An 18,358-nucleotide genomic window follows, 5' to 3' on the forward strand; every position below is an offset into this window, starting at 1 on the left:
CAGGCGACACAGCCAAGCCAGGCGACACAGCCAAGCCAGGCGACACAGCCAAGCCAGGCGACACAGCCAAGCCAGGCGACACAGCCAAGCCAGGCGAAGAAGCTAAGCCGGGCGCGGACGCCAAGCTGGGTGAAGCAGCCAAGTCAGGCGAAGCAGCCGAGCTGGGGAAAGCAGCCAACCCGGGAAGTGGCGCAGTCAAACGGGGTGGTGGGCTTCGGCAGGCGGCTCCGGTTCGGCTGGTGGGGCGGGCTGGGCGGAGCACGGCCGCCTGGGCCAAGCGGCCCAGTGGGCGGCTTGTCGTGCCGGCGGTTGTGGCCGTTCTGCTGTTGGGGGCGGCGGGTACCGCCGGGGCCTATCTGGTTCCCGAAGCGCTCAAGGCAGCCCCCAACCCCAGCGCGACCCCCGCGTTCCCGCTGGAGGCCGGTGGTGGGGCCGCCCAGTCGGCGGGTGGGCTGCCGGTGGGCAGCGCGCCGGCCGGGGCGCCCGGTGGGGTGCCGGCGGGTGGGGCGACCGGGGTGCCGGGCGCGGGGTCGACCGGGGTGCCCGGAGGCGGGGTACCGGGGGCCGGGGCGCCCGGAGGCGGGGTGCCAAGGGCCGGGGTGCCGGGTGCGGGGACGACAGGTCTGCCCACGCTCGGTCCGACGGGTGCGACCGTGGCGCCTACGCAGCCCGCTCAGACCGGTGGGCGGCCGGCCGACGCGCTGTCCGGGTGGGCGGGGCAGGTCGGTACCAAGGTCGGCATTCCCGTTGTGGCGGTGCAGGCCTATGCGTACACCGAACTGGTTCTGGCCCGGACCACGCCTAACTGCCACCTGAGCTGGACCACGATCGCCGCCATCGCGAAGGTCGAGTCGGATCACGGCAGCGCCAACCGGTCGCTGCTGGGGGCCGATGGGGTCGTCACGCCGGGGATCTTCGGGTTGCCGCTCGACGGGAAGGGTGGGCGGCAGCTCATCCCAGACTCGGATCGGGGTGCTCTCGACAAGGACACCACCTACGACCGGGCCGTCGGGCCTCTGCAGTTCATTCCGGCGACCTGGAACCAGTACAAGGTGGACGCCGACAACAATGGTGTGGCCGATCCCAATGACATCGACGATGCGTCACTGACCGCTGGTACCTACCTGTGCCAGGGTGGGCGGGACCTGAGCCGGGCCGATGCCTGGTGGGATGCGATTTTCTCGTACAACGCCGTGCGGCCGTATGCGCAGAAGGTGTTCGAGGCGGCGAACGATTATGGGCGGCGTAGCCGCGGTTGAGGCCCAAACTTGCACGCACGGTGACGATACCTACACATTTACGGTCTCAGACCTTCCCAGAAGGCACCGTTACCGGCAAGCTGTACGGGTGAGGGTGCGTGAGTGGGATCCCCGGACCGCTTCGGCGGGGGAGATCCGGTCGCTCGTCGAGACGGTGAACGCGGTGCTGGCCACCGACCTTCCCGACGACCCGCCGTGGCAGGACGTTCAGGTTCGTGACTATCTTGCCGAGACCATGCCCGGTGAGCGGCGGATCAGCTGGGTGGCCGAGGACGACCGGTTACCCGAGGGCGAGAGCGAGATCTTCGCGCACGTCAGCATGCTGCTGCTGGGCGACATCGGCGTGCTCGAGATCATGGTGCATCCGCGGCTGCGGCGCCGGGGGCTCGGGCGGCAACTCGTGGCCGTCGCCGCGCGCCGTGCCTACCTGGAGGGCTTCTCCACCATCGGGGTCGAAGCCATCGGCGGGACGCCCGCCATCGCCTTCTACGAGGCGCTCGGCTTCGAACGCGAATATGTCGAAACCCGCAGCGTGCTCACCCTGTCCGGGGTGGACTGGCCGGCCCTCGACGCCATGGCCACCGCCATCGGCGGCGGCTACCGGGTCGAGTATCACCCGGGCGGACCGCCGGATCATCTGCTCGAGGCGTACGCGCAAGCCAAACTCGAAGCGCAGGACGACGACGAAGATCTCGACCTCGCGCCCCGCTCCTCCGACCCGCAACGGTTGCGCGACTCCCTCGAGACGCTGCACAAACGCGGCCTGAAGCCGTACATCGTGCTGGCCATCCACGAGTCCACCGGGGTCGTCGCCGGGCTCACCGAAGTTGTCGTCCCGGCGCAACATCCGGAACGTGCCGACCAGTACGACACGATCGTCGTGCGCGATCATCGCGGGTACGGCATCGACCGGGCGATCAAGGCGCGCATGCTGTTCGAGTTGCGCCGGGCCGAGCCCGGACTGCGCGAGGTGCAGACCTGGAACGCGCAGCACAACGAATCCATGCTCAAGGTCAACGCCGAGCTGGGCTATCTGCCCGATCGGGACTGGTTTGAGTACGGGGCCGACGTGTCACAACTCGTACAGAGCCTCGAACCCATCGACTAGGTTCGACCTCTCCTCTAGTGTCGGCTTATGGTCGGCAGTGGAGGACGTCACCGGTTCTACCCGCTCCTCCTGGCGCCGCTCCTCGCCCTCGGTGTTCCGGCCGTGGCGTACGCGGCCGAAAACACACCACTCACGGTCGGCGCCGTTCAGGGCGCCGCCGCGAGGTCCCCGTACGCGCCGGCCGGCGGCAACGGCTCCAGCAGCGGCAAATACCAGGTGCGCGGCGTCGTCGCCCAGCTTGCGCTCTCGCACACCGACGCCGGTGTCGACCAGCGCGGCTTCTTCCTGCAGAGCCGCAAGACCGACACCGACGGCGACCCGGCCAGCTCCGACGGCGTCTTCGTCTACATGGGTTCCTTCACGACACTCATCGGCGGCTACGCGCCCAAGGTCGGCGACGAGATCGTGGTCAACGCCCGCGTCGCCGAGTACTTCGACTTCACCGAGCTGACCGGCGCCGAATGGGTCACCACCCTCGCCACCGGCCTCGATGTGGCCACCGAGATTCAGATCGACGACGCGGTTCCGCCGATCGTCTGGGAGCGCTACGAGGGCGCCCAGCTCCGGGTGCGCAAGGGTTCCGCCGCCGTCTCCAACACCAAGACGTACGCGTCCACGGACGACGCCGAGACGTGGCTCATCGACCGCGACGATCCTCTTCTGAAGCGCGACGACCCGTACAGCCGAAGGGTCTTCCGCGACGCCCACCCGCTGGATGACCTTCCGGGCACAGTGGACAACGGCAACCCGAACCGGATCCTGCTGGGCCCGATGGGCGTGAAGGCCGCCGCCGGCGACAGCGGAGTCGTGCTGCCCGCCGCCCGCACGTTCGATCGCGTCCGGGACGACGCGGTCGGCGGGGTCTACTACGCGTTCGGCAAGTACGGCATCCAGGTCGGCGCCATCGCGTACGACAGTGGCCCGGACCCGGCGGGGAACCACCCGCCCGCACGCGGCGGCCCCAACCTGGCCATTGCCACATTCAACCTGGAGAACCTCTACGACTTCCGCGACGACCCCACCGACGGCTGCGACTTCGCCGGCAACACCGGCTGCCCGGGCGTGCGGCCGCCGTTCGACTACGTGCCCGCGAGCCAGGCCGCCTACGACACCCGGCTGGCCCGGATCGCCGGCCAGATCCGGAACGACCTGCACAGCCCCGACCTGCTGCTCGTGCAGGAGGCCGAGGACCAGGACATCTGCCGGGTCGCCGGGGGCACGCTCACGTGCGACGCGGCCGACGGCAAGCCGGACACGTTGCAGGAGCTGGCTTTGAAGATCGGCCCGCGGTACGACGCGGCGTTCGACCGGAGCGGAGCCGACGCCCGCGGCATCGTCGCCGGTTTCCTCTTCCGTACGGATCGTCTGCGGCTCGCGCCGGCCCGGCCGACCGACCCCGTTCTCGGCCTCATCCCGCAGGTCACCTACCGTGGCGCTCCCCTGCCGAGCAACGCCGAGGTGTCGAACCCGAAGACGCTGAACGCCGTGCTCCCGGCCGACGTCGACGTGTCGACCGGCGTCGACGGCGCCAACGTCTACACCCGCGCCCCGCAGGTCGCGCTCTTCGAGGTGACGGCCGCCCCGGGCGGCACGCTGTGGGCGATCAGCAACCACTTCTCGTCCGGCCCGGCCACCCGGGTGGGGCAACGGCGGGAGCAGGCCGCGTACGGGGCGGCGATCGTCGACGCCATCGAGGCGGCCGACCCGCACGCCCGCGTCATCCTCGGCGGCGACCTGAACGTCTTCCCGCGACCCGACGATCCGGTACCGGCCGACCCGGGCGACCAGCTCGGCCCGCTCTACGGCGCCGGCCTGCACAACCTGTGGGACGACCTGGTCGCCGACGCGCCCGCGGCCGCCTACTCGTACGTCTTCGAGGGCCAGGCCCAGACGCTCGACCACCTGTTCGTCAACGACGGCTTCCACCGCGACCTGATCGAGATGCGGGCGGCGCACATCAACGCCGACTTCTCCGACGGCACCAGCGACCACGACCCGCAGGTGGCCCGTTTCCAGGCCCGCGCCGGCGTCAGCGTCGGCGATGCCCGCGTGACCGAGGGCGACGCGGGCAAGGTGGCGCTGGTCTTCCCGGTGACGCTGACCCGGCCGCTGAGCCGGGGGATCACGGTGTGCGCCACGACCGTGCCGGGCACGACGACGTTGCCGCTGGCCGACTTCGACCCGTACCTGGGTTGCCGGATGATCCCGGCCGGCGCGGTCACCGTCGACTTCCCGGTGCAGGTGCGCGGTGACCGGCTGCGCGAGACCGACGAAACGCTCACGCTGGAGATCGTCGCCCTCGACGCCGTCCGCCTGATCGACGGAAGCGGCGCCGGGACGATCGTGAATGACGACTAGTAGCGGAGCTTCTGCGCCACTTCGGTCGCCCAGTAGGTGAGGGTGATCTGCGCGCCGGCCCGCTTGAGCGAGGTCAGCGACTCGAGGATCACCCGGTCCCGGTCGATCCAGCCGTTGCGGGCGGCCGCCTCGACCATCGCGTACTCGCCGGAGACCTGGTAGGCCGCGACGGGGACGGTGACCCGTTCGCGGATCGCCGCGATCACGTCGAGGTAGGGCAGGCCCGGCTTGACCATGACGATGTCGGCGCCCTCGGCGATGTCGAGGTCGACCTCGCGCAGGGCCTCGCGCAGGTTCGGCGGGTCCTGCTGGTACTGCCGGCGGTCGCCCTGCAGGGTCGACTCCACGGCCTCGCGGAACGGGCCGTAGAAGGCGCCCGCGTACTTCGCCGAGTAGGCCAGGATCGAGACGTCCTGGTAGTTCGCCTCGTCGAGGGCCTTCCGGATGACGCCGATCTGGCCGTCCATCATGCCCGACGGCCCCACCATGTGGACGCCGGCGTCAGCCTGCGCCACGGCCATCTGGGCGTAGAGCGGCAGCGTGGCGTCGTTGTCGACCGAGCCGTCGGCGGCCAGGACCCCGCAGTGCCCGTGCGAGGTGAACTCGTCCAGGCACAGGTCGCCCATCACGACCGTGGAGTCGCCGACCTCGGCGATCAGGTCGCGGATGCCGACGTTGAGGATGCCGTCGGGGTCGAGGCCGGCCGAGCCGGTCTCGTCCTTGTGCTCGTTGGTCGGTACGCCGAACAGCATCAGGCCGCCGACGCCGGCCGCGACCGCCTCATGGGCGGCCTTGCGCAGCGACTCGCGCGAATGCTGCATGACGCCGGGCAGCGAGCTGATCTCCCGTGGCTCGGTCAGCCCCTCTTTCAGAAAGAGGGGCAGGACCAGCTCGGCCGGCGAGAGCCGAACCTCTTCCACGAGCCGCCGCATGGCCGGCGACCGGCGCAGGCGGCGGGGACGAACCTCGGGGTAGGACATGAACAATCCTTAGCGGAAGCGAAGGGCTGTGGGTCCCTGGACCTTCGAGCCGCGGCGCTGCTTGGCCGGCATCGCGGCCAGCTTCTCGCGCAGCTCCACCGCGTACGACGCGAGCGCCTCGACCAGGTCCGGCACCGACGCGTGCTGGGGCTGGACATCGACGCGCAGGCCGAACTCGGTGGCCGTCTCGGCGGTCTTCGGGCCGATCACCGCGACGACCGTGCGGGCGTGCGGCTTGCCGGCGATGCCGACCAGGTTGCGGACGGTGGAGGACGAGGTGAACAGCACCGCGTCGAAGCCACCCGACTTGATGGCGTCGCGGATCTCGGCCGGCGGCGGCGCGGCCCGGACCGTCCGGTAGGCGGTCACGTCGTCCACCTCCCAGCCCCGCTCGATCAGGCCGGCGGCCAGCGTCTCGGTGGCGATGTCGGCGCGCGGCAGCAGCACCCGGCCGACCGGGTCGAGGATCTCGTCGTGCGGCGAGAACTCGGCCAGCAGGCCCTCACTGGACTGGTCGCCCGCGGGCACCAGCTCGGGCTGGATGCCGAAGGCGCGTACCGCCTCGGCCGTGGCCTCGCCGATGCAGGCGATCTTCACGCCGCCGAAGTGGCGGGCGTCGAGACCGTGCTCGTCGAACTTCTCCCAGACCGCGCGGACCGCGTTGACCGAGGTGAAGACGACCCAGGCGTACCGGCCGTCGACCAGGCCCTTGACCGCGCGTTCCATCTGGGCCGGGGTACGCGGCGGCTCGACCGCGATGGTCGGCACCTCGCACGGGATGGCGCCGTAGGCCCGCAGCCGCGCGCTCATCGCGCCCGCCTGCTCCTTGGTCCGCGGTACCAGGACCTTCCAGCCGTACAGCGGGCGGTTCTCCCACCAGCTCATCGCGTCGCGCTCGGCGACGTCGCCGCCGACCGTGAGCACGACCCGGCCGGTGAAGCCGAGCGCCGCGGCGACGAAGCTGTCGACCGTGGACGTCGTCGTGTACTGGGTCTCGCCGGTGCCGTCGCCGGTCACCGCGACAGTGGTGCCCGGCTCGACGCCCGAGGCGAGCAGGCCGTCGCGGATGGCCGCGAGGTCGCCGGCGTCGACGGCCACCGCGAACGAGCCCTTGAGGGCGGCCGCGGCCAGCGCGTCGAAGTCGAGGGTGGTGACGTCGCCGACGTCGGCGGTGACGCGGACGCCGGGCAGCGGGACACCGGCGTACGTGGCGACGCCTTCGGCCTGGCCCAGGCCCGGCACGACCTCGAAGTGCACAGCGGTGCGGGCGACCGCCTGCACCTCCTTGACCACTGACTCGTGGCCGAACGGGTCACCGGCCACGAGGTGCACGGCCGACAGGCCGGACTTCGCGGCGGAGAGCAGCACCTTGGCGACGTCGCCGGGCGCGCCCTCGGCGGGGCTGAACTGGGTGTCCGGCTTGGCCTCGGCGCGGATCGCGGTCAGCAGCGACTCGGGAACGCCTCGGTCGTAGACCACCTGGTCAGCGTCGGTGAGCGCCGCGTGGGCGCGACGGGTCAGCAGCTCGGGGTCGCCGGGTCCGGCGCCGACGAACGCGATGCGTCCGGCTGGCTTGCGGGCGGTGCGGGTGGTCATTCTGTGCTCCCCATCAGGGTATCGGCGCCGTTCTCGAGGAGATCGGCGGCGAGCGCCTTGCCGATCTCCGCCGCGTCGGCGGGCGTTCCGGTGCGCGACAGCCGGATGGCTCGAACCCCATCCGGGCTGATCACCGCACCGCGCAGGTAAATCTCGTCGCCGTTCTCGCCCTCGGCGAGCTCGGCATGTGCCGCGACCGGGGCCGAGCACCCGGCCTCGAGCGTGGCCAGCATCGCCCGCTCCGCCACGACGGCGGCGCGGGACGGTGCGTGGTCGAGCGCGGCCAGCAGCTCGACCAGGTCGGCGTCGTCGGCCCGGCACTCCACGGCCAGCGCGCCCTGGGCGGGGGCCGGCAGCATGAGCATCGGGTCGAGCGTTTCGCTGATCTCAGCCGTGCGGCCGAGACGCGCCACGCCGGCCCGAGCGAGGACGACGGCGTCCAGGTCGGCCTCGGGTCCGTGCACCCGGGCAATCCGGCTGTCGACATTCCCGCGGATCGGCGTGACCTGCAACTCTAGGCCCAAAGCATGCAGTTGCGCGATTCGGCGCACCGCGCCGGTTCCGACGACCGCGCCCGGCGGGAGCTCGGCCAGGGTACGGTTGCCCTTAGTGATCAACACGTCGCGCGGATCCTGGCGCGGCGGCACGGCCGCGATGTGCAGTCCCGCGTGCTGGCCGGTGGGCAGGTCCTTGTACGAGTGCACGGCGAAATCGATCTCCCGCGCGAGCAGCGCGTCGCGCAGCGCGGAGACGAAGACACCCACGCCGAGCTGGGCCACCGGGGCCGACGAGCGGTCACCCGAAGTGACGATGCGCACAAGCTCGACCGGACGGCCGGTGGCCGCGGTCAGCGCGTCCGCGGTCTGTTGCGACTGAGCGAGCGCCAGCGCGCTGCCTCGCGTACCGAGGCGCAGCGGGGTACTCACGCTTTCCCTCCGATCTCAGGCACCGCGTTGGCCGGCGTGGCGTGCGGCACGTCCAGGTCGAACAGCTCGCGCAGCAGGGCCGCGTACTGGTCACCGCCGGGTTCGGCGGCCAGCTGGCGCACCCGCACGGTCGGTGAGTGCAGCAGCTGCTGAACAACCCGGTGCAGCGTACGGGAAATGTCGCCCCGTTGCTCCTCGCTGAAGTCCGGGCGCTTTCCCCACAGTTTGCGCAGCTCGGCGCTGACCACGTCCTCGGCCCGGGTGCGCAGAGCGGCCACCGTCGGGGCGATCTCGGCCCCGCGCAGCCAGCCGAGAAAGTGATCAACCTCGCTCGTGACGATCTGCTCGACCGCTGCCGTCTCCGCGGCCGCGGGGGCCGAGCGGCGGGACGCGGCCAGGCTGTCGATGTCGATGATGGTCACGCCCGGCACGTCGTACGCGTCCGGCGCGACGTCACGCGGCACGGCCAGGTCGAGCACGACCAGCGGCGCCGCCGCCTCGAGCCGGGCCCGGGTCAGCACCGGGTCGGTGGCGGCGGTGGCCGTGATCACCAGCTCGGCCTCGCGCAGCGCGGCGTCCAGCTCCTCGTAGGGCACGGCCGTGGCGCCGTACGCCTCGGCGAGCCGGTCGGCGCGGGCGGCGCTGCGGTTGGTGATCCGCAGCGGGCCGACGCCGGCCCGGGTCAGCGTGGCGACCGAGAGCGCTCCCATCGCGCCGGCCCCGATGACCAGAGCCTTCTTGCCCGCGAGCGGGCCGAGATGGCTCTCGGCGACCTCGAGGGCGGCGGTGACGACGCTCTGGCCGGCCCGGTCGATGCCGGTCTCGGCGTGCGCCCGCTTGCCGACCCGCAGCGCCTGCTGCATCAGCTCGTGGAGCAGCCGGCCGGCCGAGTCGGTCTCGGTGGCCACGTGGTACGCGTCGCGCAGCTGCCCGAGGATCTGCGACTCGCCCACGACCATCGAGTCGAGACCGGCCGAGACCTTGAACGAGTGCTGGACCGCGGCCTCGTCGTAGTGCACGTAGAGATGCCCGGCGAGTTCGGTCGCCGGGATGCCGGAGACCTCGGAGAGCACGTTGCAGATGTCGCCGAGGCCACCGTGGAACGTGGTGACCGCCGCGTAGATCTCCACTCGGTTGCAGGTGGACAGGACGACCGCCTCACCGACGTACGGCTGGGCGACGAGCTTCTGCAGCAGGTCGGGCACCGATGAGTCGGGGATGGCGAGGCGTTCCAGCGTGGCGACATCGGCGGTGCGATAGGACGCACCGACGCTGAGGAGATTCACGACCCGACCGCCTCCTGATTGCCCGCCGTCGCGGCGGACCGGCCGCCCGGCAACGCGGTCAGCGATGCCTTGCGGTGTTCGTGGAATGAGAGAATCTGCAGTTCGATGGCGAGGTCGACCTTGCGGACGTCGACGTTCGACGGCACCGAGAGAACGCAGGGTGCGAAGTTGAGGATGCTGGTGACGCCCGCGTCGACCAGCACGTCGGCCACGGCCTGGGCGGCGCCGGGCGGGGTGGCGATCACGCCGATGGCGATCTTTTCCTCGACCGCGACCCGGCCGAGGTCGGAGATGTGCCGCACGGCGAGGCCGTGGATGCGCTCGCCGACCTTGGACTCGTCGGCGTCGAAGAGCGCGACGATCTTGAAGCCGCGGCTGGCGAAGCCGTCGTAGCCGGCCAGCGCGTGACCGAGGTTGCCGAGGCCGACCAGGCAGACCGCGCGGCGCTGGTCGAGACCGAGCACGTACTCGATCTGCTCGATGAGCAGGCTGACGTCGTAACCGACGCCGCGCGTGCCGTACGAGCCGAGGTGGGAGAGGTCTTTACGAAGCTTGGCGGAGTTCACCCCCGCGGCCGCGGCCAGCCCCTCGCTGGAGACGGTGTCCGCGCCGGCCTCACCCAGGTTGTGCAGGGCCCGAAGGTACTCGGGAAGGCGCGCGATAGTCGCCTCCGGCAGATCCGGGAAGGCATGGACGGCACCGTCGCCACGGACGGGGCCGGGCGTGCTTCCGTGACGCTGCTGACTCATCTGACTCCGTGCCGACGAGGTTGCGAACCTGCGGGGAACCCACGAACGCCTGGTTGAACCGGCTGTGCTAGCGGGGCTCTTCGAAGTCAAAGAGTAGGCGCTTGTGAAGGCGTGCACAAATCGCGATCTTGATCGGATGGCTGGACAAAGATCCATCTGGGTGCTATTCGATTATGCCAGCGTCCGGGCGATCTCGACAGCCTCGACCAAAGTGTCAGCCACCGGGCGACCGGACGCCCGCAAGCGGACGGGGTCGGTGAATCCCCCCGTATAGAGCACCGAAACGCCGCCGACCGACTCGGCCGCCGCCGCGTCGTCCAGCGAGTCGCCGATGAGCACCACGTCCGATCCGGCCAGGCCCAGCTCGGCCAGATGCTGGGCGAGGTGGCCGGCCTTGAGGTGCCCGCCGATCTCGGTGCGCAGGCCGTCCACGCGGGTGAAGACGCCGGTCAGCCCGTACGTCTCGATCGCCGGCACCAGCTCCTTGTGGAACCACATGGACAGCAGCGACTGGGTGCCCGGCCACGACTTGAGCGCCTCCGAGGCGTCGGCCGCGAGCGTCATGTTCGTCAGGCCGAGCCGGTACGCGTCGTGGAAGATCCGGTCGAGCTCCTGGAACTCCTCCTGGTCGACCGCGCGCTCGAGGATCTCGGCGTAGAACTCGGCCACCGGGCGCCGGAACCGGGAACGGTGCTCGTCGGCGCCGACCGCCCGGCCACCGACCGCGGCGAAGGCCGTGTTCGTCGAGGAGACCACCAGGTGGAGGTCGTCGAGCAGGGTGCCGTTCCAGTCCCAGACCAGGTGCTTGCGCGTCACGGCGAACAACCTACAGGCGCGGCTGACCCGCCGGCCTGGCCAAATCCCGCAGCAACCGGGCCTCCTCGACCTTCCAGTAGCCGTGCTCGGCCCCGTCGAGCAGCACCACCGGGACCCGGTCGCCGTAGTCGCGTTCCAGCTCGATCGACGACTCGACGTCGACCCGGCTCCACTGACCAGGGATGATCCGGTCGAGCGTGGTCTCGGCGACCTCGCACAGGTGGCAGCCGTTCCGGCTGATCAGGGTCACGCGGCTCACGATGACAACTCCCTCTTGCGTACCTTGCCGGTCGCCGAGTGGGGAAGCTCACGCACCAGCTCGATCGACGGCACCTTGAACCGGGCGAGCTGCCCGGCACAGAAGACCTGCAGCTCGGCCGGGGTCGGCGGCGGATCGAGAGCGGTCACCACGTACGCGTGGGGCCGCTCCCCGGTCTCCGGGTCGGGCACGCCGACCACTGCCGCCTCGACCACGCCGGGATGGGTGTCGAGCACCCGCTCGATCTCGGCCGGATAGACGTTGAAGCCCCGCACCAGGATCAGATCGTCGACGCGGTCGACCAGGTGGAGGTCGCCGTCGGCGTCCGCGTAGGCCACGTCGCCGGTCGCCCACCAGCCGTCGGGGCCGGGGCCGCCGCGCCCGTCCGGCCAGTATCCGGAGAAGAGGTTGGCCCCGCGGACGACGATCTCGCCGGGGTCGGTGCCGGCCGAGTCCTCGACGGACAGGTCGAGCTCGGCCAGGTCCTCGTCGGGCGACGGCGTGCCGTCACGCCACAGCACCTGGCCGGCCGCCGAGCGCAGCAGCAGGGAGACGCCGGGCAGGGGCCGGCCGATCGAACCGGGCTTGCCGCGGTCGCTGACGGCCGTGGTGGTGAGCACCGGGGCGGTCTCGGTCAGCCCGTAGCCGACCAGGACGCTCTTACCGGTGGCGGCGGCGAACCGGGCCCCGTCGTCCGGCGACAGCGGGGCGGCGCCGCAGACGGCCGTCCGCACGGAGCGCATCGCGATGCCGGCCCCGGGCTGCTGCGACCACGCCGCGTACATGCCGGGCACGCCCACCACGACCGTCACCGCCCGCAAGGCGATGACCTCGAGCGACGCCCCGGGGTCGAACCGGTCGACCAGCACACCGGTCGCGGCGTGGTGCACGACCGAGCCCAGGCCGGTGTTCAGACCGTACGCGTGGAACAGCGGCACGGCGAGCAGCACCACGTCGTCCGGCCCGACGACCGCCGGCTCGATCGCGCCCAGCTGATCGTGGTTGGCGGCCAGCGCGGCGTGGGTCAGCATCGCGCCCTTCGGCCGCCCGCTCGTCCCCGAGGTGTAGAGGAGGACGGCGAGGTCGGGCGGGGTCTCCGTCCGTACCGGCTCGCGCGGGCCCCCGGCACTCGCGATCACGAGCGCGGCCCCCGAGTCCCGTAACGCGTAATCCCGCTCGTCGGCCGTGTAGGCCGGATTGAGCGGCACCGCCACCCGCCCCGCCCGCAGCACGCCGTGATACGTCGTCACGAACTCGATCGAGTTGCCCAGCACTATCGCGACCCGGTCGCCCGGCGCCGTCGCGGCGGCGATGGAGCGCGCGGTCGCGTCCACCCGTTCGTGGACGTCCGACCAGGTCAACGCGGTGTCGTCGGTGATCAGGGCAAGACCGTCGGGCCTGCTCGCGGCGGCCCGGGCGACCGGGTCGCGGGCTGCTTCGTCCACGAGGCAGAAGTCTCGCACAAAGCACCACGGAAGTGGATGCCGCACAGGTTGTCCGTCGCGCGCCGAGCCCTGTCGGCCATGGTGGCAGACGTTCCTTGTGTCTTGTCTGCGCCACTTCGTACTATTTTTGCGCAGCGCACACGGTGTGCGACTCCGTGTGTTCGGTGTCCGTGATACTTCGCGTCTGTGTAACGGACTCCACAGCCCTGGGTGAGGTCGGTCTGATGTTTTAGGCCACCCCACCCCTTTTGCTATGAGTGATCACCCCTCATCCCGAGGAGGCCGCTGTGCCACAAAATGCACGCCCATGCTGCGTATCCACGTCTGGCGGGACGGATCAGCAGCAGTCGAAGCAGCAGCCCCGCCGGGTGAAGGAGGCGCAGTGAGCCATGTCTACGCCGGGGACCCGTACCACCGCGACCTGTTCGCGGCCCGCCTCGCATTGGCCGACGGTTTGACCGTCCTCCGCCGCTCGGTCGGCGCGTTCGACGACCTGGTCGTCAACACGATCCGCGGCGACGGCCCCAAGCGGACCCGCAACCGCCCGCACGTCAACGAATCGCCCGGGCACCGGATCCCCCCGACCGGCAACGCGAAGCCGATGGCCGGCGGCGGACGCGTGGCCGTGCCGGGCCGGCCCGGCATGCCGCCGCCGCAGCCCACGGCCGGTCAGCGCAGCCAGCTGCCCGAGACCGCCTCCGGCGAGCAGACCGTCGTGGTGCCGGCGCAGAGCACCACCAGCCCGCCGACCGAGCCGTCGCAGCAGCCGAAGTACCCGGCCCGCCCCGACCCGGGCGACGCCGCGGCCGAGGTCTGGGCGCTGGTGGAGCGTGCCCAGGCCGGCGAGGCCGAGGCGTTCGGCCTGATCTACGACCGATACGTCGACACCGTCTTCCGGTTCGTCTACTTCCGGGTCGGCAACCGGCAACTCGCCGAGGACCTCACCTCGGACACCTTCCTGCGCGCGCTCAAGCGCATCGGCAGCTTCACCTGGCAGGGCCGCGACCTGGGGGCCTGGCTCGTCACCATCGCCCGCAACCTGGTCGCCGACCACTTCAAGTCGGGCCGCTACCGGCTCGAGGTCACCACCGGCGACGTGCTCGACGCCGACCGCGAGGACCGCGGCCCCGAGGGCAGCCCGGAGTCGGCGGTGGTCGACCACATCACCAACGTCGCCCTGCTCACCGCGGTCAAGCAGCTCAACCCGGAGCAGCAGGAGTGCATCGTGCTCCGCTTCCTGCAGGGCTTCTCGGTGGCCGAGACCGCGCAGACCATGGGCAAGAACGAGGGCGCCATCAAAGCCCTGCAATACCGGGCCGTACGAGCGCTGGCCCGCCTCCTGCCGGAAGGGTTCCAGGCGTGACGGGGGCCACCTCCATTACCCGATGCCGGGCGCTCGCCCCCGTAACCGGGGACGCGTGTCGCGCGTTTGTCCGAGTGCGACCCCGGGCGGCCCTGGAGGCCCCCGATTTCGTCGCGACCGTCGGCGACGCCGCCGACGAGACACTCACGAGCGAGGGGAGGTGCCCGCGGTGAATTTCGACTTTCTGGATCGGCGGAGCGCCGAGCGCTTCGCGGAGCTTCTCGACGAGAACACCGGCGGCCGCCGGCACCACAGCCGCGGCCAGGCCGATGAGCAGCTCGCCGAGCTGGTCGCCATCGGCAACAGCCTTTCCGGTGCACGGCCCGGGGTCCGGGTGGACTCCGAGTTCCGCACCGGTCTGCGCTCCATGCTGGTGGCCACCGCCGAGCGGGACGGCATCGGCCGTACCGCCACCGCCGTCGAGAAAGAGCCCGCCGCCAGGCAGGCGTCGACGGCCCGGGCCGGCTTCATGGGTCACGCCGGCCGTATCCGGGCACGCGGCGCGATCGTGATCGGCGTGGCCGCCGGCGCGCTGGCGGTCTCCGGAATCTCCGCGGCAAGCGAAAACGCATCACCGGGCGACGCCCTGTACGGGGTCAAGCGCTCGACCGAACGCGCCCAGCTGGCCATGGCCGGCTCGGACGTCAGCCGGGGTCAGCTGTCCCTGGACTTCGCCCGCAACCGGCTCGCCGAGGCGGCCGCGATGAAGGGCGGCGACACCGGGTTCGCCGGCGTCCTGGACGACATGGACGCCGACACCCGCAAGGGCGTCAAGCAGCTCACCACGGCGGCCGTCGCCAACCGCGACGCCAAGCCGTTGACCACCATCGACGGTTTCGTCGACCGGCAGCGCGGCCTGCTGGTACCCAAGCTCGACCAGCTCGGCCCGGACAACCGGGAGCGGGCGACGAGCTCGCTGACGCTGCTGGAGTCGGTCAGCAAGCGCTCGAGCGACCTGCGGGCCGGTCTCAAGTGCTCGCCGGTGACCTCGAACGGCTCGGACACGCTCGGCCCGAAGCTCAAGGGCTGCGCCGATGACGAGGACGTGCCGCCGGCGACCTCGTCGCGCCCGTCCGCCGAACCGAGCGGCAAGGCGACGGCCAAGCCGAGCAAGGGCGCCAAGGCCACGCCGCGCGTGACCGATCCGACCCCGGGGACGACGGCCGGTACGGGCCGGGTCAAGAGCAACAGCGGGGTCACCGGTCAGGTCGCTCCGTCGACCTCGCCGGAGCTGCCGCTCGGCGGCAGCCCGGTGCCGTCGGAGACGCCGCTGATCGACCCCGGCACGGGCGACCCCAGCGAGAAGGGCCCGCTGGGCGGCCTGCTGGACGGGATCCTCGGCGACTAGAGGGACCAAGACATGGCGAGGGGCGGTTGCCGGGAATTACCGGACCGCCCCTCACTGTCATTATAGGGCGAAACCGCCCACCCGGGGCCTCAGCGGGCGAACGGATCGGGCCGTTTCTCCAGCAGCTCGAGAAGCGTCGCCTGGATCGTCTCGCGCACCTGGTCGGCCAGGTTGTAGACGACCATCGGATCGTCGGCCAGCTCGGTGAGGTGCGCGGTCGGAATCGGCGGGCAGACCTGGATCATCCACTTGCTCGGCAACGGCACCAGACCGAGCGGGCCCAGCCACGGGAAGGTCGGCGTGACCGGGAAGTACGGGACGCCGAGCAACCGGGCCAGCGGCTTGATGTCGGCCAGGATCGGGTAGATCTCCTCGGCGCCGACGATCGCCACCGGCACGATCGGGGTGCCGGTGCGCAGCGCCGCCGAGACGAACCCGCCGCGACCGAAGCGCTGCAGCTTGTACCGGTCGGCGAAGCGCTTACCGATGCCCTTGAAGCCCTCGGGGAAGACGCCGACCAGTTCACCGGTGCTCATCAGGCGCTCGGCATCCGGGTTGCAGGCCACCGTCACGCCCGACTTGCGGGCCAGCTCGCTCACCACCGGCATGCGGAAGACCAGGTCGGCGCCGAGCAGCCGCAGGTGGCGCTCGCGGGGATGCTGGTCGCGGATCGCCACCGAGAGCATCAGCGCGTCCAGCGCGAGCGTGCCCGAGTGGTTGCCGACGACCAGCCCGCCGCCGGTGTCGGGGATGTTCTCGATGCCGAAGACCTCGGTGCGGAACCAGTCGTGGTAGAGCACCCGCAGCAGCGGATGGAAGACCGCGTCGGTGAGCTCGGGGTCGAAGCCGAACTCGTCCACCTCGTACGTCCCGGCGAGCCGGCGCCGGAGGAAGGCGAGCCCGTTGGCCACCCGCTGGTCCCAGACGTCCAACGTCGCCGCGGGCTCGGGCGGCGGAGGCTCGGCGTGCCCGTTCATCCGCGGCTCCTCGGGGATGGGCCGGCGGCCGTTCACCCGCACGGGCTCGGCCGGCCCGGGCAGGACGAAGTCGGCGTTGCCGGGCAGCATGTCGCGGAACTCGTCCTGGCTCATAGCCGCTCCCCCGCGGCGGTGGTCTCGGCGGCGCCCCGCACCCGCCGGATGCCGTCGAGGATGGCCCGCTCGGCGACGGCCAGCCGGTCGTCGGTCAGCGAGCCGCCCGCGTGGCCCTTGACGAAGTCGTCGAACGCCTCGGACGTGGTTCGCGGGGTGAAACCGAACTCGCGGACCAGCCGCGTGGTGTCCACGACCCGGCCGTGCACGAAGAGGTCGATCTGGTCCAGGCCGATCTGGCCGATCCCGACGTTGCGGGCCAGGCCGGCGACGGTGGAGAGCGTGCCCTCGGGCAGCGGCACCGAGATGCGCCCGGCCCGGCGGACGGCCTGCGACAACGCGAGCACGCCGGCGCCGGCCACGTTGAACGTGCCCGGGTGGTCCTCGATCACCGAGCGGTGCAGGATCTCCAGCGCGTCCTCGACGTGCACGAACTGGAGCCGGGCGTCGCGGCCGAGAACAGTCGGCACCACCGGCTGCGAGAAGTAGCGGGTGAGCGTGGTGTCGGCGGTCGAGCTGATGAACGGCGCGAAGCGCAGCACGGTGGCCGCCACCTCGGACCGGCGGCGGCGGAAACCGCGCACGTACCCCTCGATGTCGAGGATGTCGCGCGCGAAGGAACCCCGCGGCACGGCCCGGGGCTCGGTGTCCTCGGTGAAGACCGCGGGGTCACGGAACGACGCGCCGTACGCGGCGGTCGACGAGCGCACCACAAGCTTGCGCAGGCGGGACGCGCCCTGCGCGGCGGCGAGCAGCTGCATCGTGCCGATGACGTTCTGCTCTTTCATGGCGGCCCGCCCGCCGTGCTGCGAGTCGGGCGCGCTGGTGACCGCCAGGTGCACGAGAGCCTCCGCACCCAGCTCGGCGATGGCGCCCGAGGCCGCGCGGGCGTCGGCCCGGATCAGCTCGACGTCCGCCATGAGGTCGCGCAGGGCGGCCGGCGGGTCATGCGGATCCAGGCCGACGACACGGTCGACCCGGGGATCTGCGGCGAGGCGAGCGGCCACCCGGGCGCCGAGGTATCGGCTGACTCCGGTGACCACGACGACGCTGGGCGGAGAGGTCACGTCGGGCGCACCTTCCGATGCGTACGGGTGCGATACGTGCGGCAAGAGACGGTGCGGCTGGGAATCACTCCCAGCCAACCATCACTTGCCCAAACGGCGACGCTGGACGCGGGTCTTGCGCAGCAGCTTGCGGTGCTTCTTCTTCGCCATACGCTTGCGGCGCTTCTTGACCACGGAGCCCATACGACATGCCTCTCGAAACTGGTGGATCGGACCGGCGCGTGCGCGGTGGCACGTCCCGCATCCGAGCTGAACGGGGGCCCAGGCGCGCGAGCAGTCCGGAGCCAACCGCACCAGCGTACAAGCCCGGCCAGCGCCGGGCCAAAACGGCCCTAGGCCGTTTGCGAGAAAGCGCCGCGCAAGTACTCGTGCACGGCGTGCTCGGGCACCCGGAAGGACCGGCCGACCCGGACGGCGGTGAGGTCACCGCCGTGCACCAACCGATAGACCGTCATCTTGGAGACCCTCATCAGAGAGGCCACCTCGGCGACGGTCAGGAACCGCACCTCCGAGAGCCGTTCCTCGGTCTGGGCTGGACCCGTCATCTCGTACGCACCGATCCTTTCGCAGGCACGGGCCGCGCGAGAAAGTGAGCGTTTGCGACGCGGCGGAGAACGTGCGTGTCATCAGAACGGTATCGATACGGCTGTGACCAACGCGATGCGTTCCGTGAAAAAGGCCGGAAAAAGTCAAGGCCAACACGCCGG

Annotated in this window: 15 protein-coding genes and 2 pseudogenes; 5 read left to right on the forward strand and 12 right to left on the reverse strand. The window is 71.2% G+C overall.

Annotated features, from left to right (window positions below):
- Positions 1–653: 653 nt before the first annotated feature.
- The 3 genes and pseudogenes from ACGFJ7_RS05645 to ACGFJ7_RS05655 form a co-directional block, all read left to right on the forward strand.
- The gene (locus ACGFJ7_RS05645) at positions 654–1,259 is read left to right on the forward strand and encodes a lytic transglycosylase domain-containing protein (protein WP_392641042.1); all 606 of its coding nucleotides are present in this window, start codon (positions 654–656) and stop codon (positions 1,257–1,259) included.
- An 88-nt stretch (positions 1,260–1,347) separates the two neighbouring features.
- A complete protein-coding gene (locus tag ACGFJ7_RS05650; RefSeq protein WP_360246841.1) occupies positions 1,348–2,367 on the forward strand; it encodes a GNAT family N-acetyltransferase in 1,020 nt (339 codons plus the stop codon).
- 129 nt (positions 2,368–2,496) lie between these two features.
- A pseudogene (locus ACGFJ7_RS05655) lies at positions 2,497–4,725 on the forward strand (endonuclease); the annotation flags it as partial.
- On the opposite strand, the gene hemB reads toward ACGFJ7_RS05655, so the two are convergent.
- The 8 genes from hemB to ACGFJ7_RS05695 all read right to left on the reverse strand — a co-directional run bounded on the left by hemB (position 4,722) and on the right by ACGFJ7_RS05695 (position 12,782).
- On the reverse strand, positions 4,722–5,705 hold the full coding sequence (gene hemB, locus ACGFJ7_RS05660; protein WP_360246843.1) for a porphobilinogen synthase: 984 nt from the start codon (positions 5,703–5,705) through the stop codon (positions 4,722–4,724). The pseudogene ACGFJ7_RS05655 and the gene hemB sit on opposite strands and share 4 nt — an antisense overlap.
- Positions 5,706–5,714: 9 nt before the next feature.
- The gene (locus ACGFJ7_RS05665; RefSeq protein WP_360246845.1) at positions 5,715–7,301 is read right to left on the reverse strand and encodes a uroporphyrinogen-III synthase; all 1,587 of its coding nucleotides are present in this window, start codon (positions 7,299–7,301) and stop codon (positions 5,715–5,717) included.
- Entirely contained in the window at positions 7,298–8,227 is a 930-nt protein-coding gene (gene hemC, locus ACGFJ7_RS05670; protein WP_360246847.1) for a hydroxymethylbilane synthase, read from the reverse strand. The genes ACGFJ7_RS05665 and hemC overlap by 4 nt, the downstream gene beginning before the upstream one ends.
- Entirely contained in the window at positions 8,224–9,513 is a 1,290-nt protein-coding gene (locus ACGFJ7_RS05675; RefSeq protein WP_360246849.1) for a glutamyl-tRNA reductase, read from the reverse strand. Before ACGFJ7_RS05675 ends, hemC begins: the two co-directional genes overlap by 4 nt.
- Positions 9,510–10,262, reverse strand: a complete 753-nt coding sequence (locus ACGFJ7_RS05680) for a redox-sensing transcriptional repressor Rex (protein WP_392641045.1) — start codon at positions 10,260–10,262, stop codon at positions 9,510–9,512. The genes ACGFJ7_RS05675 and ACGFJ7_RS05680 overlap by 4 nt, the downstream gene beginning before the upstream one ends.
- Before the next feature lie 171 nt (positions 10,263–10,433).
- Positions 10,434–11,078 carry an HAD hydrolase-like protein gene (locus ACGFJ7_RS05685; protein WP_360246853.1) on the reverse strand — a complete coding sequence of 215 codons (645 nt, stop codon included), beginning with the start codon at positions 11,076–11,078 and terminating at the stop codon, positions 10,434–10,436.
- A 10-nt stretch (positions 11,079–11,088) separates the two neighbouring features.
- The gene (locus ACGFJ7_RS05690) at positions 11,089–11,337 is read right to left on the reverse strand and encodes a glutaredoxin family protein (protein ID WP_392641047.1); all 249 of its coding nucleotides are present in this window, start codon (positions 11,335–11,337) and stop codon (positions 11,089–11,091) included.
- Positions 11,334–12,782 carry a class I adenylate-forming enzyme family protein gene (locus ACGFJ7_RS05695; protein ID WP_392641049.1) on the reverse strand — a complete coding sequence of 483 codons (1,449 nt, stop codon included), beginning with the start codon at positions 12,780–12,782 and terminating at the stop codon, positions 11,334–11,336. The genes ACGFJ7_RS05690 and ACGFJ7_RS05695 overlap by 4 nt, the downstream gene beginning before the upstream one ends.
- Before the next feature lie 493 nt (positions 12,783–13,275).
- On the opposite strand from ACGFJ7_RS05695, the gene ACGFJ7_RS05700 reads away from it, so the two are divergent.
- Together ACGFJ7_RS05700 and ACGFJ7_RS05705 are read left to right on the forward strand one after the other, a co-directional pair.
- Positions 13,276–14,145 (forward strand): ECF subfamily RNA polymerase sigma factor, BldN family, encoded by an 870-nt coding sequence (locus tag ACGFJ7_RS05700; protein ID WP_392641307.1) that lies wholly within the window; start codon positions 13,276–13,278, stop codon positions 14,143–14,145.
- 169 nt (positions 14,146–14,314) lie between these two features.
- Positions 14,315–15,187, forward strand: a pseudogene (locus ACGFJ7_RS05705) (DUF5667 domain-containing protein); the annotation flags it as partial.
- 395 nt (positions 15,188–15,582) lie between these two features.
- Here ACGFJ7_RS05705 and ACGFJ7_RS05710 read toward each other — a convergent pair.
- From ACGFJ7_RS05710 to ACGFJ7_RS05725, 4 genes are all read right to left on the reverse strand, one after another.
- The gene (locus tag ACGFJ7_RS05710) at positions 15,583–16,584 is read right to left on the reverse strand and encodes a lysophospholipid acyltransferase family protein (protein ID WP_360246859.1); all 1,002 of its coding nucleotides are present in this window, start codon (positions 16,582–16,584) and stop codon (positions 15,583–15,585) included.
- Positions 16,581–17,651 carry an NAD-dependent epimerase/dehydratase family protein gene (locus tag ACGFJ7_RS05715; RefSeq protein WP_360246861.1) on the reverse strand — a complete coding sequence of 357 codons (1,071 nt, stop codon included), beginning with the start codon at positions 17,649–17,651 and terminating at the stop codon, positions 16,581–16,583. Before ACGFJ7_RS05715 ends, ACGFJ7_RS05710 begins: the two co-directional genes overlap by 4 nt.
- Positions 17,652–17,732: 81 nt before the next feature.
- On the reverse strand, positions 17,733–17,834 hold the full coding sequence (locus ACGFJ7_RS05720; protein WP_007465623.1) for a 30S ribosomal protein bS22: 102 nt from the start codon (positions 17,832–17,834) through the stop codon (positions 17,733–17,735).
- A gap of 149 nt (positions 17,835–17,983) precedes the next feature.
- Complete coding sequence (locus tag ACGFJ7_RS05725; RefSeq protein ID WP_097317749.1) at positions 17,984–18,196, reverse strand: helix-turn-helix domain-containing protein; 213 nt, start codon at positions 18,194–18,196, stop codon at positions 17,984–17,986.
- Positions 18,197–18,358 lie beyond the last annotated feature (162 nt).

Source organism: Actinoplanes sp. NPDC048988 (assembly GCF_043197815.1).
Classification (GTDB): Bacteria; Actinomycetota; Actinomycetes; order Mycobacteriales; family Micromonosporaceae; genus Actinoplanes.

Coding starts and splice junctions, on each gene's coding strand:
- hemB (WP_360246843.1), bottom strand. CDS start 5,705: ATGTCCTACCCCGAGGTTCGTCCCCGCCGCCTGCGCCGGTCGCCGGCC.
- ACGFJ7_RS05665 (WP_360246845.1), bottom strand. CDS start 7,301: ATGACCACCCGCACCGCCCGCAAGCCAGCCGGACGCATCGCGTTCGTC.
- ACGFJ7_RS05680 (WP_392641045.1), bottom strand. CDS start 10,262: ATGAGTCAGCAGCGTCACGGAAGCACGCCCGGCCCCGTCCGTGGCGAC.
- ACGFJ7_RS05710 (WP_360246859.1), bottom strand. CDS start 16,584: ATGAGCCAGGACGAGTTCCGCGACATGCTGCCCGGCAACGCCGACTTC.
- ACGFJ7_RS05720 (WP_007465623.1), bottom strand. CDS start 17,834: ATGGGCTCCGTGGTCAAGAAGCGCCGCAAGCGTATGGCGAAGAAGAAG.
- ACGFJ7_RS05725 (WP_097317749.1), bottom strand. CDS start 18,196: ATGACGGGTCCAGCCCAGACCGAGGAACGGCTCTCGGAGGTGCGGTTC.